Source organism: Pseudomonas sp. DSP3-2-3 (genome assembly GCF_049898225.1).
Taxonomy (GTDB): Bacteria; Pseudomonadota; Gammaproteobacteria; order Pseudomonadales; family Pseudomonadaceae; genus Aquipseudomonas.
This window is the reverse complement of the sequence record NZ_JAFCXH010000005.1, coordinates 64986-80412: the sequence shown is the minus strand read 5'-3', so window position 1 is coordinate 80412 and position 15427 is coordinate 64986. Positions and strand designations below refer to the sequence as shown.

At 60.3% G+C, this 15427-nt stretch carries 18 protein-coding genes and 1 pseudogene; 3 read left to right on the top strand and 16 right to left on the bottom strand.

Annotated elements, in window-relative coordinates; all coding sequences use genetic code 11:
- Positions 1-16: 16 nt before the first annotated feature.
- The 11 genes and pseudogenes from ACP7E4_RS07735 to ACP7E4_RS07685 form a co-directional block, all read right to left on the bottom strand.
- Positions 17-1360 carry an MmgE/PrpD family protein gene (locus tag ACP7E4_RS07735; protein WP_426115196.1) on the bottom strand — a complete coding sequence of 448 codons (1344 nt, stop codon included), beginning with the start codon at positions 1358-1360 and terminating at the stop codon, positions 17-19.
- Between the two features lie 47 nt (positions 1361-1407).
- A complete protein-coding gene (locus ACP7E4_RS07730) occupies positions 1408-2175 on the bottom strand; it encodes an SDR family NAD(P)-dependent oxidoreductase (RefSeq protein ID WP_426115198.1) in 768 nt (255 codons plus the stop codon).
- Positions 2172-3020 carry an N-acyl homoserine lactonase family protein gene (locus ACP7E4_RS07725; protein WP_426115200.1) on the bottom strand — a complete coding sequence of 283 codons (849 nt, stop codon included), beginning with the start codon at positions 3018-3020 and terminating at the stop codon, positions 2172-2174. The genes ACP7E4_RS07730 and ACP7E4_RS07725 overlap by 4 nt, the downstream gene beginning before the upstream one ends.
- A gap of 21 nt (positions 3021-3041) precedes the next feature.
- Positions 3042-3824 (bottom strand): carboxymuconolactone decarboxylase family protein, encoded by a 783-nt coding sequence (locus ACP7E4_RS07720; protein WP_426115202.1) that lies wholly within the window; start codon positions 3822-3824, stop codon positions 3042-3044.
- Between the two features lie 24 nt (positions 3825-3848).
- On the bottom strand, positions 3849-4238 hold the full coding sequence (locus ACP7E4_RS07715) for a cupin domain-containing protein (protein WP_426115204.1): 390 nt from the start codon (positions 4236-4238) through the stop codon (positions 3849-3851).
- On the bottom strand, positions 4235-4669 hold the full coding sequence (locus tag ACP7E4_RS07710; protein WP_426115320.1) for an NAD-binding protein: 435 nt from the start codon (positions 4667-4669) through the stop codon (positions 4235-4237). Before ACP7E4_RS07710 ends, ACP7E4_RS07715 begins: the two co-directional genes overlap by 4 nt.
- 6 nt (positions 4670-4675) lie before the next feature.
- A pseudogene (locus ACP7E4_RS07705) lies at positions 4676-5149 on the bottom strand (NAD(P)-dependent oxidoreductase); the annotation flags it as partial.
- Between the two features lie 40 nt (positions 5150-5189).
- Positions 5190-6542 carry an MFS transporter gene (locus tag ACP7E4_RS07700; protein WP_426115206.1) on the bottom strand — a complete coding sequence of 451 codons (1353 nt, stop codon included), beginning with the start codon at positions 6540-6542 and terminating at the stop codon, positions 5190-5192.
- Positions 6543-6592: 50 nt separating this feature from the next.
- A complete protein-coding gene (locus ACP7E4_RS07695) occupies positions 6593-6988 on the bottom strand; it encodes a carboxymuconolactone decarboxylase family protein (RefSeq protein ID WP_341523479.1) in 396 nt (131 codons plus the stop codon).
- A 91-nt stretch (positions 6989-7079) separates the two neighbouring features.
- The gene (locus ACP7E4_RS07690) at positions 7080-8507 is read right to left on the bottom strand and encodes an aldehyde dehydrogenase family protein (RefSeq protein ID WP_426115208.1); all 1428 of its coding nucleotides are present in this window, start codon (positions 8505-8507) and stop codon (positions 7080-7082) included.
- A 38-nt stretch (positions 8508-8545) separates the two neighbouring features.
- Complete coding sequence (locus ACP7E4_RS07685; protein ID WP_426115210.1) at positions 8546-9436, bottom strand: NAD(P)-dependent oxidoreductase; 891 nt, start codon at positions 9434-9436, stop codon at positions 8546-8548.
- A 177-nt stretch (positions 9437-9613) separates the two neighbouring features.
- Here ACP7E4_RS07685 and ACP7E4_RS07680 point away from each other — a divergent pair, with 177 nt between their 5' ends.
- A complete protein-coding gene (locus ACP7E4_RS07680) occupies positions 9614-9940 on the top strand; it encodes an NIPSNAP family protein (protein WP_426115212.1) in 327 nt (108 codons plus the stop codon).
- A gap of 231 nt (positions 9941-10171) precedes the next feature.
- Here ACP7E4_RS07680 and ACP7E4_RS07675 read toward each other — a convergent pair whose 3' ends face one another.
- From ACP7E4_RS07675 to ACP7E4_RS07665, 3 genes are all read right to left on the bottom strand, one after another.
- Complete coding sequence (locus ACP7E4_RS07675) at positions 10172-10852, bottom strand: GntR family transcriptional regulator (RefSeq protein WP_426115214.1); 681 nt, start codon at positions 10850-10852, stop codon at positions 10172-10174.
- Between the two features lie 155 nt (positions 10853-11007).
- Positions 11008-11289 (bottom strand): helix-turn-helix domain-containing protein, encoded by a 282-nt coding sequence (locus tag ACP7E4_RS07670; protein WP_426115216.1) that lies wholly within the window; start codon positions 11287-11289, stop codon positions 11008-11010.
- A 4-nt stretch (positions 11290-11293) separates the two neighbouring features.
- Positions 11294-11482, bottom strand: a complete 189-nt coding sequence (locus tag ACP7E4_RS07665) for a hypothetical protein (RefSeq protein ID WP_426115218.1) — start codon at positions 11480-11482, stop codon at positions 11294-11296.
- Positions 11483-11515: 33 nt separating this feature from the next.
- On the opposite strand from ACP7E4_RS07665, the gene ACP7E4_RS07660 reads away from it, so the two are divergent.
- Entirely contained in the window at positions 11516-12127 is a 612-nt protein-coding gene (locus ACP7E4_RS07660) for an SDR family NAD(P)-dependent oxidoreductase (protein ID WP_426115220.1), read from the top strand.
- A gap of 66 nt (positions 12128-12193) precedes the next feature.
- Positions 12194-13033, top strand: coding sequence for a glutathione-dependent disulfide-bond oxidoreductase (gene yghU, locus ACP7E4_RS07655; RefSeq protein WP_426115222.1), 840 nt, complete (start codon positions 12194-12196; stop codon positions 13031-13033).
- 179 nt (positions 13034-13212) lie between these two features.
- On the opposite strand, the gene ACP7E4_RS07650 is transcribed toward yghU, so the two are convergent.
- Together ACP7E4_RS07650 and ACP7E4_RS07645 are read right to left on the bottom strand one after the other, a co-directional pair.
- Positions 13213-14166 carry a 2-hydroxyacid dehydrogenase gene (locus ACP7E4_RS07650; RefSeq protein ID WP_426115224.1) on the bottom strand — a complete coding sequence of 318 codons (954 nt, stop codon included), beginning with the start codon at positions 14164-14166 and terminating at the stop codon, positions 13213-13215.
- Positions 14167-14242: 76 nt separating this feature from the next.
- Entirely contained in the window at positions 14243-15403 is a 1161-nt protein-coding gene (locus ACP7E4_RS07645) for an L-talarate/galactarate dehydratase (RefSeq protein ID WP_426115226.1), read from the bottom strand.
- Positions 15404-15427 lie beyond the last annotated feature (24 nt).

Here is a 15427-nt window from a genome sequence, read left to right as displayed (position 1 = left end):
AATTTCCTGAATGAAGTTAGCCGCGCGCCAGACGCATCACCGCGCTGGCGTCGCTGGCGTGTTGCAGAGACCACAGCGCATCGATCAGCGGCTGTGGCGCGCAGGTTGAGCCGCCGTAGCGAGCCAGCTCGCGGAGTTTGTTTTCCAGTGATTCATCGCTAAGTGGCGCGCCCAGACTGCCCAGCGACACTTCGATGCGCTGGCTGAGGATTTCGCCGGAGCGGAAGAACAACCGAACCTGTGCCGACTCAACGGCGTATCCGCCATCGTCGATAAAGTGCAGCAGCGGATACAGCGCACGCAGATTGCTGTCCGCCACTGCCGCGTCGCTGAATTCGGCAAGACCTGCGCGACTGCTGGCCAGCGCAACGGCAACCGCGTGTTGCGCGCTGACCTGCGATTCGCGCCCGGACTGAATATCCGGGCGATCAGTTCGTTGGCGCAGCAACGGATGGCCGGTCAGTTCGATGCGGGTGAGGTCCTGCAATTCCCAGCGCCGCTTCCGGGACAATTCCAGGCAGGCTTCGATCACCGGGTTCAACACCACGCCGCACGGATAGGGCTTGTAGGTGTTGGCGCGCAAGGCCCAACACTCGCCCAGGCCTTGGGTGATCTCAACGTAGTCAGGACTTTCGCCCATGACGTTGAGAAACCCGCGCTCGCCTTCGAGGGGCAATTCAGGTCCGCTGAACCCGTCCTGCGCCAGCAACGCCGAGAGCAGGCCGTTACGTGCGGCATTACCGACACCGATGCTTTTTGCCGCGCTGCCCAACGTTTCCACCAGTCCGGAGGCCTGCGCGCTGGCATTGCCCATGGCCCAGCCCAGTTGCTGGACGTTCAGATCAAGCAGCTTGCCGACTGCGGCTGCGGCCCCGAATACCCCGCAGGTCGAGGTGATATGCCAGCCACGCCGGTAATGTTCGGGGGAAATCGCCATGCCCAGGCGACATTCCACTTCCACGCCGAGCACGAAAGCCAGCAACAGTTGCTCGCCGCTGAATGTTCGGGTTTCCGCCAGAGCAAACAGCGCCGCTGCGACCGGTGCGGTCGGGTGAATGATGGTCGGAATGTGCGTGTCGTCGAAGTCGAAGACATTGGCGCTCATGGCGTTGAGCGACGCAGCATTCAGGATGTCCAACGACTCCGAGCGACCAATCACCGGCGCGTCGGCGCCTGCGCTGAAGCGCTGGAACAGCGTCACCGCTTTGCTGACGTCCGGATCGCTGCAGCCAGCCAGCGCCACCGCGAAATAGTTGATCAGCGCACGTTTGGCCTGATGACGCACATCGAGCGGGATATCGGCCCAGATGCTGTGCGCGACAAACTCACAAAGCGGGCGGGTGACAGCAGGAACCTGCATGGTACCTCCTTTGTTGTGGATGATGGTGTGAGGGCCAGGAGCCCGGCTCATCCCGCCAACCAGCCATCGTCCACTGGCAAAGTTGCGCCAGTGATCGATGCCCCGGAATCACTGCACAAAAACACGATCAAGTCCGCCACATGCGCCGCGTCGACAAAGCGACCGGTGCCCTGCTTGCCAAGCAGAAACTCCCGCGTCGCTGTTTCCCGGTCCAGCTCTTTGCGCGCCATCAGATCGGTCAACCGCCCTTCGATATTCGGCGTCAGCACCGAACCTGGGCACACCGCATTGCACGTGATGCCCTGCCCCAGCGTCTCCATGGCGACCGCGCGGGTAAAACCCAGCAGCGCGGTCTTGGTGGTCACGTAATCGATACGGTTGGCAATCGCCCGCGAACCATAGGCCGAGGACATATTGAAGATCCGCCCCCAGGCCCGCGCGCGCATCCCAGGCAAACTCAGCTGCACCGCACGAAACGCTGCCGTCAGATTGACCGCCAGCGCCTGCTCCCAACGCTCGGAAGGAAAGTCTTCGATGGGCGAAAAGTGCCGCACGACAGCGTTATTGATCAGCACGTCAACAGCACCCGCCGCGTCGAGCATTACCTCGACGCCCGAGGCTTGCGACAGATCCGCCTGCACATAACTGATCGCCACGTGGTACTGCTGCGCCAGACCCGCGCAGGTCGCGCGCATGTCTGCCGACGATTCAAGCCCGTGCAGCACAACATCACAACCCGCTGCGGCAAGTCCTTGGGCCATCGCGAGGCCGAGCCCGTTGGACGAACCGGTGACCAGCGCCCGCTTGCCCTTCATACGCCTGCTCCGCTGGCATCGATACGCACGGCGAACGCCGGATCGGCAGGATCAACGGCGGCGAAGCGGTTCATCACGTCCGGGTCATGGCCGGGAATCATCACCGCGCCGGGCCGCTGCAACCATTCGCGGATCTGCACGTAGCCTTGATACATGTCCGCCAGGCTGTCGAGCACCGCGAACGGACGATCCTGTTCCATCTCGTCGTAATAGTGAATGGCGTCAGACGCCAGGATCACCGGCCCATCGGGCATTTCGATGACCACCGCCAGTTGGCCCGGCGTGTGGCCGCCGAGTTCGTGCAATTCGATGCCGGGGATCAGCGTGTTGCGCGGCTCATCCAGCAAGGTGATGCGCCCCGCATCCGCCAAGGCCTGAATACGCTGGATGTCCAGCGGATCGATGTGATGGGCGTACTGCGGACGCTTGCCCATGTCGGTGCCCCAGAACTCGAACTCACGTCGGGACATGACGATTTGCGCGTTGGGATACAGGCCGAGATTGCCGGCGTGATCATAGTGCGCGTGGGTCAGCACCAGCAGTTTCACATCCGCCGGATCAATGCCCAGCCTCGCCAGCGCATCGGCAGGCTTGACCACCGGTTGGCGCTTGCGGGCCAGCGCTGCTTCCGGGCTGAAACCGGTGTCGATGACGATGACTTGCTCGTCGTTGCGGAAGATCCAGAAGAAGTAATCCATGGTGATTTCTTCATCCGGCTCACGGTAGGCGCGGAAGTTGTAGTAGCACTCGCTTTTGCTGGTCTGCCGGGTGCCGTAACGCACCACGATCACTTCGGGGTGGCTCCAGTTCGGCTTTGCTGCGGTCGTCGGATTGTTATTGTTCATGTCGACTCCGATTGATTAGGGCTAAAGGTCTGGGTTCGGACTGGCGGGCCGGGCGGCTTCGCCCCAGGCGTGTTCCAGCATCGGCGCGGCGACCAGCGCCCCGTGAATGCCGATCACGCTGACGATCTCCAGCATTTCCATGATCTGTTCCTTGCTGGCGCCGTAACGCAAGGCGTTGCGCATATGCAGCTTGAGCCCCGGCACATACAGGTGCGTGGCAGCGGCATCGAAGGCGCAGTACATCAATTCCTTGACCATCGGCGACAGCACACCGGTGCGCCAGGGCACCGAGGAGAACTCGACGTAGGCTTCGAACAGCTCCGGGTCGAGTTCGAGCAAACCTTCCCAGGACGAATGCCAGTAGCCGCGATTCTCGATAAAACTGGATTTCAGGGCTTCGCGCCGGGCATCCAGCGGTTCCGGGCCATTGCGCAGGCCCTCTTCCTCCAGCACTTCGAGCAGCACCGGCACTCCGACATTCGAGGCATGGATGCCGACGGTGCTGATCAACTCCAGCACTTCCATCAGTTCCTCGCGGCTTGCACCGTGGGCGATGGCGACCCGCAAATGCTCGTGAATGCCCGGCTGGAACAAGTGTGTCGCGGCTGCGCTGGCCGCAATGCCGATGAACGCCTTGACCTTGTGTTCCAGGTGATTTTTCTGCCGCGGCACGGCGGCGAAACCGGCATACGCCTCAAGGAAACCGGGGTCCAGACGCAGGAGGCTTTCCCACGCCGGATTCCAGGTGCCGCCGCTACGCTCGAATGCGTCCCTGGCCTGTTGTTGTTTTTCGGTGAATGCCATGTGCGGGTCTCCCTTGTTTCAGGATCAGCGCGCCGCGCGCAGGTAGTCAGGGTCGGCAACCGCTTCCTGCCACACCGTTTTACCGATGGAGGTCGCGGTGTGGACCATGAAGTTCTCGGTATTGGCGCCATGCCAATGCCGCTCGCCGGGGCCGATCCACACCGTGTCGCCCTGACGAATCACCTGCGGTTCGTTGCCTTCCAGACAGATCCAGCCGCTGCCGGCGGTGACGTACAGCACCTGACCGAACTCATGAAAATGCCAGAAGGTGCGCGCACCAGGATTGAACGAGACGTTGTTGATGGTCACGCCGTCAGTGGTCGGCATCACCGGATCAGCCCAGACCACGCCGGTAAACGTTGCGCCGCGCTGCTCGGAAATTGCCCCTTCGATGCTGCCGTGAATAACCCTCATGCCTTGTCCCCTTTCCAGGTTTGGTGAAGCCGGACGCCACCGGACATATCGCCGATGGCGTCCACGACTTTGTTGCTGATCTGATCGCCGTAACCCAGCGCGACTTGCAGGCCGAAGCTCGCCAGAGGTCCGGACGCATTGAGCGAAGCAACGCCCAGCTCACGTACCCGGTCGAGGTAGAGCACCACGTCCTTGCTCATCAATTTGCCGGTCAGGCCGCCTTCCAGATAATTGCCGTCGACGATGTACGGGAAGCGCTTTTGCGTGGCGAAATTGACCCCGCTGCTGCTGTTGAGCACGTCGAGTAACTGGTGCAGGTCCAGACCGGCTTTTTTGCCCGCGACCATTACTTCGGCGGTGGCGGCAAGGCTCACCGCATTGAGGAAGTTGTTGAGCAACTTGGTGGTGTGCCCGGCACCGCTTTCACCCATCAAAAACACCTTGCTGGCGATGGGCGCAAATACCCAGTCCAGCGCCGCGACACTGGCGGCATCGCCGCCGACCATCAGGGTCAGCACGCCCTTCTCCGCCGCAGCCGCGCCACCGGAAATCCCCGCGTCGATGTACTGCACGCCACGCTCGGCGAACAGACCGTGCAAACGCACGGTCGAACTGGCGGCGGCGGTGCTCAGGTCAACCACGATCTGGCCTTCGCGGCAATGCCGCAACAAACCCTCCGCGCCTTCGACGACCGCCTCGACCACTTTGCTGTCAGGCAGCGACAGCAGCACCACGTCCGCTTGTGCTGCGACCTGGCCGATGGATTCTGCAACCTGTGCGCCAGCGCTTTCGACCCGCTGGCGATCCGTGTCATAGCCCAGTACCGCAAGCCCTGCACCCACCAGACAGCGGGTCATGCGACCGCCCATGTTGCCCAGGCCGATGAAGCCAATGGTTTTGTTGTCCACAACGTTCTCCCGTTGGTTATTGTTCTGTCAGGTCAACCAGGCATCAGAAATCGACGTCCTTGGTTTCCGGGCCCATGTACGCGCCGATGGTGGCAATGACGCCGCCCACACACAGCAGGACTGCCGGGGTCATGGTGAAAGGAATGATCTGGCCCAGCCACGCCATGTAGAAGGCGTAGAACGACGGGATGATCACCGACAGGCTGAAGCCGACACCAAAACCGGTGGCGCGCACGTCGGTGACAAAACGCTCGTTGATGTACGTCACGATCACGCCCCACGGCGCGGTGACCACCACCGAAAGCAGGCACACCAATGTCATGATCACCGGCAGCGACAAACCAGGAACGTTAGCCAGCACGTACATGACACCCGCACCGACCGTGGCGATGATCGGTCCCAGGATCAGGAAGAAGCGTCGACGGCCGATTTTCTGGCCGATCATCCCCGAGGCGATGTAGCTGAAGAACAGCACCGAGTAGGAAATCAGCAGCGTGCCGGTCACTTGCATCCCCGACAGATGCAGGGTGTTCACCAGCAATCCGGTGGGCAGGAAAATGGTGATGATATTCTGCGTCAGCCAGAAGCCGGTCATCATCAGCAGCACTTGCAGCAAGTTGCGACCGCTTTTGCCCTTGAGCAGATCAGTCAGCGGCAGTTTTTCCCGAGGTTTTTTCTCGGCGTCCTCTTCCCAGATCTCGGATTCCGAGACCGCATAGATGTAATACAGCGCCAGCACGCCAGCCAGCACAGCGCCGATCACAAACGGAATCCGCCAGCCCCATTGCACGTACGGCGAATCGGGGCCGGCCAGCGGGAACAGCATGAACATCAGCATCGCCACCAGATTGATACTGACGTAGGCCAGCGGAAAACCGGCGATGATCAGCCCGCCAACGAAGCCACGCTGATGCTTTTTCGAATACTCGATGGCCAGCGGCATGGCCCCGGTATAACCACCGCCGAGGAAAATACCGTCGACGAAACGCAGCAGCACCAAGGCCCAGTACGAGGCTATGCCGATAGTCTCGTAGCCCGGCAACAAGGCAATCAGGAAGGTCACCACGCCGAAGCCCGACACCGAATAAATCGAGGCCATGCGCCGCCCGGTCCGGTCGGCGATCATGCCGAACAACAGTGCACCGATGGGTCGCCCAAGCAGCGTGGTGATGAACACCAGTGAGGCGAGAATCGCCGCCATGCCCGGCGACAACTGGGCTGGCTGGAAGAAGAACAACACAGGAGAAAGCACGACGACCGGCAAATAGATGTCGAACATATCGATGTATTCGGAGAAGAACGCACCTTTGATTGCGTTCCTTCTTTTCTTCTCGATCGACTGATCGGTCTCGGCCAACGGTCTGGCCTGGGCTGGGACGTGGGCATGGGTACTCATGACGTTTCCTTATAATTATTGTTGAACGGCAAGGGAGGTTAGGAAGCGGATCAGGCGCCGGCGATTTCTGCCTCGTAGGCCTTGATCGCCGCTGATGCGACACGGAACGCCGCCAGGCCCAGCGGCACGCCGCAGTAAATCGAGGCCTGCATCAGCACCGCGCGGATTTCTTCCTTGGTCACCCCGTTACGCAAGGCGCCGCGCACGTGAACGCCCAGTTCGTGGTGCTGGCTCATGGCGGTGAGCATCGCCAGATTGACGATGCTGCGGGTCTTGAACGGCAAGGTTTCGTCGCCCCAGATTTCGCCCCAGCACACTTCAGTGACCAGCTTCTGGATCGGCCGATTGAAGTCATCCGCTGCGGCCCAGGATTTCTCCACGTGTAAATCACCGAGGACCTCCTTGCGGTTGTTGAAGCCTTGGTTGAAGCGTTCGTTGTCGTCCATCGTTATCTCCAATTTCGTACTATCGACAGATTGTCATACAGTCTTTGCAGGCAAATTTTTTAGCTGCAAGCTGTGGGTTACAGCCAGGGTTTCAGTCGCTGTAACCCACCAGGGATTTCACTTCCAGGTACTCGCGCAAACCGAACTCGCCCCACTCCCGGCCGTTGCCGGAACGTTTGTAGCCACCAAACGGCGCGGCGAAATCAGCAGGCGGGTAATTCAGATGAACGCTGCCGGCCTGCAAGGTGCGGGCGACATTGCGCGCCCGCTCCTGATCAGCCGACTGCACGTACGCCGCCAGCCCATAAGGCGTGTTGTTGGCAATCTGAATCGCTTGCGCCTCGCTGTCGTAGGCGATCATCGACAGCACCGGGCCGAAGATTTCTTCCTGGGCAATCGACATTTGCGGCGTCACGTTGGCGAACACCGTGGGTTTGACGAAATAGCCTTTGGACAGACCTTCAGGCTTGCCCACGCCACCGGTCACCAGCTGCGCGCCCTCGTCGATGCCAGCCTGGATCAACGCCTGCACCCGACGCCATTGCGCATGATTGACCAAAGGCCCGAGCTGGGTGGCTTCGTCGGTGGTCGCGCCGACCTTGAACGCTTCGGCGGCGTGTTTGGCGATCTGGATCGCATCGCCCATCAGGCCACGGGGAATCAGCATGCGGGTCGGAATCGAGCACGACTGGCCGCTGTTGGTGAAGCAGGCTGCAACGCCTCGGGTTACGGCGTGTTGCAAATCCACGTCGTCGAGCAGGACATTCGCCGACTTGCCGCCCAGTTCCTGGGCAACACGCTTGACCGTGTCCGCCGCTGATTTCGCCACCAGCACGCCCGCGCGGGTCGAACCGGTGAACGACAGCATGTCGACGTCCGGATGCGACGACAGCGCGGCGCCAACGCCCGGTCCGTCGCCATTGACCAGATTGAACACGCCCGCTGGCACGCCCGCCTCGTCCAATACTTCGGCAAACAACAGGCTGCTCAGCGGCGAATATTCACTGGGTTTGAGCACCATGGTGCAACCCGCTGCCAGCGCGGGCCCGACTTTCACCACGATCTGGTTGATGGGCCAGTTCCACGGCGTGATCAGCCCGCACACGCCCACCGGCTCATAGCGCAATACCGTGCTGCCCTGACGCTGCTCGAATTCGAAACGTTGCAGCACTTCAATCAACTGGTTCAAGTGCAACCAGCCACGCGGCACCTGAGCATTGCGCGAGGCGCTGATGGGCGAGCCCATTTCGAGGCGCATGGCCTGGGCGAACTCTTCCTGACGACGCTCATAAATCGAGACGATCCGGCGCAGTAGATCGATGCGCTGGGTAACGCTGGTTTGCGCGTACGCGGGCAAAGCCCTGCGCGCTGCGACGACGGCACGATCAACGTCCGTAGAATTACCCAAGGCAAGGCGGTCGACGATGGTTTCCGTGGCCGGATCAATCACGTCGAACCAATCGGGAGCTGCAGGCTTCACCCATTGTCCATCGATGTAAAAATCGGCTGCATGAGACATATGCTTCGCTCCGTTGACGATCTGCTGAAAGAACACGATTACTCGCCTTCTTTGGCCAGCATCCGGTACATCTCGGTGTGGTCGGTGGTAGGCGTTGCGTCTTGTGCCACCTCGTCCCAGACCTTGATCGCGCGCTGGCCGAACAACAGCGGGTAGTCCAGCGCATCCGACAGGCCCTTGGCGATCTTCAGGTCCTTGTTCATCAACTGCATCGAGAAGCCGGAAGCGAAGCTGCCGCTGAGCATGAATTGCCTGGCCTTGTTCAGCGACGTGTTACTGCCGCCGCTGGAGGCGTTGAGCACGTCGACCATCACGCCGGGATCGATGCCGAAACGCTTGGCCACATGCAAGGCCTCGACAGTCGCCATCAGGCCAGCGGCGGAGACGAAATTGTTCAGCGCCTTGGCCGCATGGCCGGAACCGGCTTCGCCGATGTGCAGGATGTTCTTGCCCATCGCGTCGAGCACCGGCTGACAACGCTGCATGACTGCCGGATCGCCGCCGACCAGAATCGCCAGGCTGCCGTCCACCGCGCGCTTCACGCCGCCAGAGACCGGCGCATCCAGATACGCGAGGCCGACACTGGCGAGTTTCTGCCCCAGATCCCGGGAGCGCGCCGGTTCCGAGGAACTCATATCGATGACCACGGTGTCGGCCGCCAATGCTGCGGCCCAGCCGGATTTGCCGTCGGCGCCCAGCAACACGCTTTCAACAATGTTCGAATTGGGCAGCATGGTGATCAAGACATCGAGGGTTTTGGCGTTGTCAGCATCCAGTGCGGATGCGCCAAGCGAAGCCTGGATTTCGTGTAGGCGCCCGGCATCGGCGTCAGAGAGAAACAGCTGAAACCCGGCCTTGCTCAGGCAGGTGGTCATAGGCAGGCCCATCATGCCGAGGCCGATGAAACCGATGCGTGTTGGTTGAGTCATTTTCGCGCCCTATTGTTTTTGGAAACGGGTTCTTCAAAACGGGTTCACGGCGGCACCTGAAGTTTTTTTCTGCTCGGTGCGCGCCAGCAATTGCGACAAAACTATATGACTGTCATACAATCGGTCAATAGGCTACTTTGCCTATTTCCTGATCGGCATTTACCAGAGGAGCAGAAAATGATCGTTGAACTACGTACCTACCATTGCGCACCGGGCCGCCTGCCAGCCCTGCATGAACGCTTCAGCAAAGTCACCTTGGGTTTTTTCGAAAAGTATGGAATTGAACAAGTGGGTTTCTGGACGTCGCTGACGGGCGAGAGCAATCAGACCCTCACCTATCTGCTGAAATGGGACAGCCTTGCCGACCGGGAAATCAAGTGGAACGCTTTCCAGAGTGACCCCGAATGGATCGTCAAACGCGCCGAAAGCGAAGCCCAGGCGATCATCGTCCAGCGCATCGAAAACCAGTTCCTCACGCCGACCGCGTATTCAGCATTGCGCTGATTGCTGGGTGTTCTGTAGGAGATTTCGCCGTGTTGTTGACACGGCGCTGTCACCCAGCAAACACCGAACTGTGGGACCGGATTTATCCGGGAAGGCGGCATTTCTCACGACGAAATGCAGTGAATGCACCGGCCTCTTCCCGGATAAATCCGGTCCCACGGGGTCATCATCTGTCAGATGCTTATGTGGTGTTTGATAAGAGCGTGGCAATGGGCCTGCGTCCACCATTATTTATTGCACCGAGTGAGCCCCGTTCAGCGCCAGCAATTCCAGCACGTTCTTCGAGGCGTTTTCCACGTGAAGCAACGCGGCGGCACAGGCGCCGGGTTCATCGCGCAGCTGAATCATGCGCACGATTTCCTTCAGTTCGGCCAGGGTATGCACCATTCGCCCCTGACGACCGAGGGACAAGGCACGCAACAGGCTGACGCGATTGTTCAACTGCTCCAGCATGCTGCCGACCACGTTGCTCTGCTCGATATCCAGCAGCACATGATAGAAGCGCCGCTTGATGTCCAGCAGCGCTGCGCCGTCGAGGGCTTCAGTGTGCGATTGCTCGACAAACTCGTCGAACACGTCCGCCAGCTCGGTCACGTCTTCGTCAGTGGCGTAGCGCACGAAGTTGCGCACGGCGAGCACTTCCAGAACGCCGCGCACGTCGTAGATCTGAATCGCATCCTTGGCGTCCACTGATGCCACGTAGGCCCCGCGATGGGGTACCTGCTCCACCAGACCCTCCGCTTCCAGTTGCCGCAACGCTTCGCGCAATGAGGTGCGACTGACATCCAGCGCCGTGTAGAGCTGCTGCTCCACCAGCCGGTCACCGGGTTTGAACCGACCGGAGATGATTTCGTTGCGCAGTGCATCCTGCACCTGATGCCGCAAAGATGACGCCTGGCGTTGTACTTTCATGGTGGATTCCCTGAGACCTCTACATTCATTGCTGCGACGCCGCGCGGGCCGTCGCCTGGATCGAGCGCAACCAATCCTCATGATCGGCTGCGTTATACACAATCGTATTGTATTACAGCGGTTTTAGGCGAAATAATTCCCTCAACCTGCCGGGCTCAGCCCCGACGGTACTCACGCAGCGTAATTCCGGTGTGACGCTTGAAGACGTGAGCAAAGTGATTGGGGCTGCCATAACCCACTTCGAGGGCAACTTCGATAACACTTAAGGTCGATTTCAACAGCAACCGGCGGGCCACCGTCATTCGCATCTGAATGAAATACTGCGACGGCGATTGCCCCGTTGCCCTGTGGAACAGGCGACTGAAATAAAACTCGCTCATGCCTGCTTCTGCTGCCAGCGCAGCCAGGCTGAACTCTGTTGCAAGCCCCTGCTCCATCCGATCAATTGGTGAGGAAGAAATCGTCGGCGCTCACCGCGCTTGCAACCCAGTCCTGGCCGATCGCCCGCTCCTGCACCAGCGCGCTTCCCGACAACACCAGCACCAGCAAAGGCTCGGCCACCGCCGGGACAGTCAACGTCTGTGCCGTGCCGCGCGGATAAGCGACAGTGCAGGCATCGGTCAGCAGCAATCAAGCCGCTGAACCCGGAAGCCGGATTAAATCATGTCTGATATGAATCAAGAGTTTAAAGGTCAAGTCGTGCTTGTCACTGGCGCTGCCAGTGGCATAGGTCGCGCCGTAGCGCTGTTGTTGCATGAACGCGGCGCCAGCGTGGTCGCCGAAGACAGGAACGCGACAGTGCAGGATCTCGCCCGACCAGGTCTGGTGCCGCTGGTTGCGGACATCACCGCAGACGGCGCGGCCGCGTTTCTCCATGCGCGCGAAGCCGTAAAAGTCATGATCCCCAACAGTGCCGGGGCAATCGTCAACATCGCCTCTTACGCTGCGTATCAATCTTTCCCGACCATCGCAGCTTACGCGGCATCAAAAGGCGCGCTGACCCAGCTGACCCGGACCCTCGCGCTGGAAGTCATCGACCACGGAATCCGGGTGAACGCGGTCGGTTCCGGGGATGTCGTCACCAACATCCTCAATGAGGTCGTCGATGACGGCCCGGCTTTTCTCGCCAGACATGGAGAAACCACGCCGATCAAACGCGCCGCTCAGCCCGAAGAAATTGCCGAAGTAGTTGCATTTCTGGCTTCCAGTCGAGCGTCCTATATGGTTGGATCGGTGGTCATGGCAGATGGCGGGATGAGTGTCACCGCTGGCTGAGGTCTATCGAAAGCCGTCTATCCGCGATCCACCGGATCAGAACTGGCACATTACGAGGTTCGTCTGATGAGCAACGCTGCGTATGTTCCCCCTACAGTCTGGAAAGATGACGCCCCGTCTGGTGGCCAGTTTGCCAATATCAACCGCCCGATTGCCGGACCGACCCACGATAAGGTATTGCCGGTCGGCAAGCAGCCGTTGCAGCTGTATTCGCTGGCCACGCCCAATGGCGTAAAGGTGACGATCCTGCTTGAGGAGTTACTGGCGCTCGGGCATTGCGGCGCCGAATATGACGCCTGGCTGATTCGCATCAACGAAGGGGATCAATTCTCCAGCGGCTTTGTCGAGATCAATCCCAACTCGAAAATCCCGGCGCTGCTGGACCGCAGCGTCGAGCCGGCTATCCGGGTTTTCGAGTCTGGTTCGATTCTGCTGTATCTGGCGGAAAAGTTCGGCGCACTGCTGCCCACCGATCTGGCCGGGCGCACTGAAACCCTGAACTGGCTGTTCTGGCAGATGGGGGCCGCGCCCTACCTGGGCGGCGGCTTCGGGCACTTCTACCTGTATGCGCCAGAAAAACTTGAGTACCCGATCAACCGCTTCACCATGGAGGCCAAGCGGCAGCTGGATGTGCTCAATCGCCGACTTGGCGACAGCCCTTACCTGGCCGGCGACCGCTACAGCATCGCCGATATCGCGGTCTGGTCGTGGTATGGCCAGGTGGTGCTCGGCAACGTGTATTCGGCTGCGGAATTTCTTTCCGCTCACGAGTACACCCATGTGCTGCGCTGGGCGCACGAAATCGCCAATCGGCCTGCAGTAATTCGTGGGCTGCGCGTCAACCGGACCTGGGGCGATGAGGCCACTCAGGTGCCGGAGCGGCATCAGGCCAGTGATCTGGACTGAGCGTACGTTTGGCGGAGAAGGCAAGCCATCCGGTGATTCTGCTGGAGCGTGGTTTGGAATGCCGTCTTCCCGGCTAAAGCCGGTCCCACAAAATCAGCGCGATCCAGTGGGACCGGCTTTAGCCGGAAAGACGTCGGTTCAGACAATACTTCTGCGGCGTCTGGACGACAGGAAGTCTCCTATAGACTCACTGGCGTCAGCAGCTTGCCTTGCTCAAACCACGCAGCAAGATTCGCGTAGACCAGATCCGCCATGGCCTGGCGGGTCTCGTGAGTACCGCTGCCGATGTGCGGCAGCAGCACAACGTTATCCATCGCGATCAATTCGGCCGGAACATTCGGCTCGTCATCGAACACATCCAGCCCCGCTCCACCGATTTCGGATTCAAGCAACGCGGCCACCAAGGCCGCTTCGTCAACCACGGTGCCCCGGGCAACGTTGATCAAGAATGACGACGGGCCGAGCGCGCGCAGGACTTCATGGTTGATCAGGTGTCGCGTGTCCGCGCCACCGGGAACGATGACCACCAGGTAGTCCGCAGCCGCTGCGAGCTGTTGAAGATCAGCGTAATGAGTGTAGGAAACATCGGCATAAGGCCCGCTTGGCCGGAAATAGGCGACGTGCATATCGAATGCGCTGACAAGTTTGGCGATGGTTTTGCCGATTTTCCCCAACCCGACGATCCCGCAGGTTTTGCCATGCAGGTCGTTGCCCAAGGGGAATTTCGCCTGCTGCCATTTGCCTGCCCGCACGAAGCGTTCGGCTTCACTGATGCGCCGTGACACGCAGAGCATCAGCGCCAGCGCGGTTTCGGCCACGCTGTTGTTGAGCACGTCGGGCGTGTTGCTCAGCTGAATGCCGCGACCGGCCAGGTAAGCGGTGTCGACCGCATCATACCCAACGCCAAAACTGGTAATCGCTTCAAGATTGGGCAGCTTGTCCAGCGTCGCGTTATCGGCCCCGTACACACCGCTGGTCACCACGACCCGTATGGCTTGGGCGTGGGAAACCGCCCAACTGTCAAAGTCGGCGATTTCCCAACGCTTGTGCGCAGTGACGTTGGCTTCCAGCGCCTGCATCAAGGATGCATGCATGGGACCCCAGACTAAAACATCGCCTTTGCTGTCGATCATCGTTGTTCATCCTTTTATAGAGGTTCTGGTCAGAGCCTCGCACACCGGAGCGCTTCAGGCCACAGCGCGGTTGAGTTCAAGGACGCGTCCCGACTTCCGCTTCCTGCGCAGTCCAGGGTTTGACCTGCCCGCTGAGCGTCAACCCAAGACCGGGTCGTGTAGGCACAAGCATTCGGCCATCACGGGTTTCCAGACGCTCGTTGAACAGCGGTTCGAGCCATTCGAAATGCTCGACCCAAGGCTCGGTCGGGTAAGCAGCGGCCAGGTGAACGTGCAGTTCCATAGCGAAGTGCGGTGCGAGCATCAGGCCTGCCTGCTCGGCCATTGCCGCGACTTTCAGGTAAGGCGTAATGCCGCCAACTCGCGGTGCGTCGGGCATCAGAAAGTCAGCGCCGCGCAGCTTGATGAACTCGGCATGCTCGGCAACGCTGGTGAGCATTTCGCCGGTGGCAATCGGCGTGTCGAATTGCTGTGCCAGCGCGGCATGGCCTTCCGCGTCGTAGCAGTCCAGCGGTTCTTCGATCCAGATCAGGTTGTACTCTTCAAACCGACGGCACATGCGCTGGGCTGTTGGACGATCCCATTGCTGGTTGGCATCGACCATCAGCGGAAAGTCATCACCCAGGTGCTTGCGAACCGTGCTGACGCGCGTGATGTCGATGGCACAATCCGGCTGGCCGACTTTCAGCTTGATGCCGCCAATGCCCTTTTCGCGGGACAGGTCGGTATTCTTCATCAACTGATCCAGCGGCGTATGCAGGAAGCCACCGGACGTGTTGTAGCAGCGCACCGAATCTCGTTGTGCGCCCAGCAAACGGGCCAGCGACAGATTGGCGCGCTTGGCTTTCAAGTCCCACAACGCCACATCGAACGCGCCGATAGCCTGGGTCGACATGCCGCTGCGGCCCACTGAGGCGCCCGCCCAGCACAGCTTGGTCCACAGCTTGGAAATATCGCTGGGATTTTCGCCGATCAGCGCCGGGGCAATTTCCTTGGCATGAGCAAATTGGCCCGGCCCGCCTGCACGCTTGGAGTAGCTGAAGCCGAGGCCGCTGTGGCCGTCTACGGTTTCGATTTCAGCGAACAGGATGACGATTTCGGTCATCGGCTTCTGCCGTCCGGTCAGGACCTTGGCATCACTGATCGGGTTGGCCAGGGGCAGGATCACCGACGAGACCCGAACCCAGGCAATGCGGTCGTCGTCGGCGGACTTGATGGATTGTTGTTGTGCGAGCATGTGCGCTCTCCTTCAATAATTAGG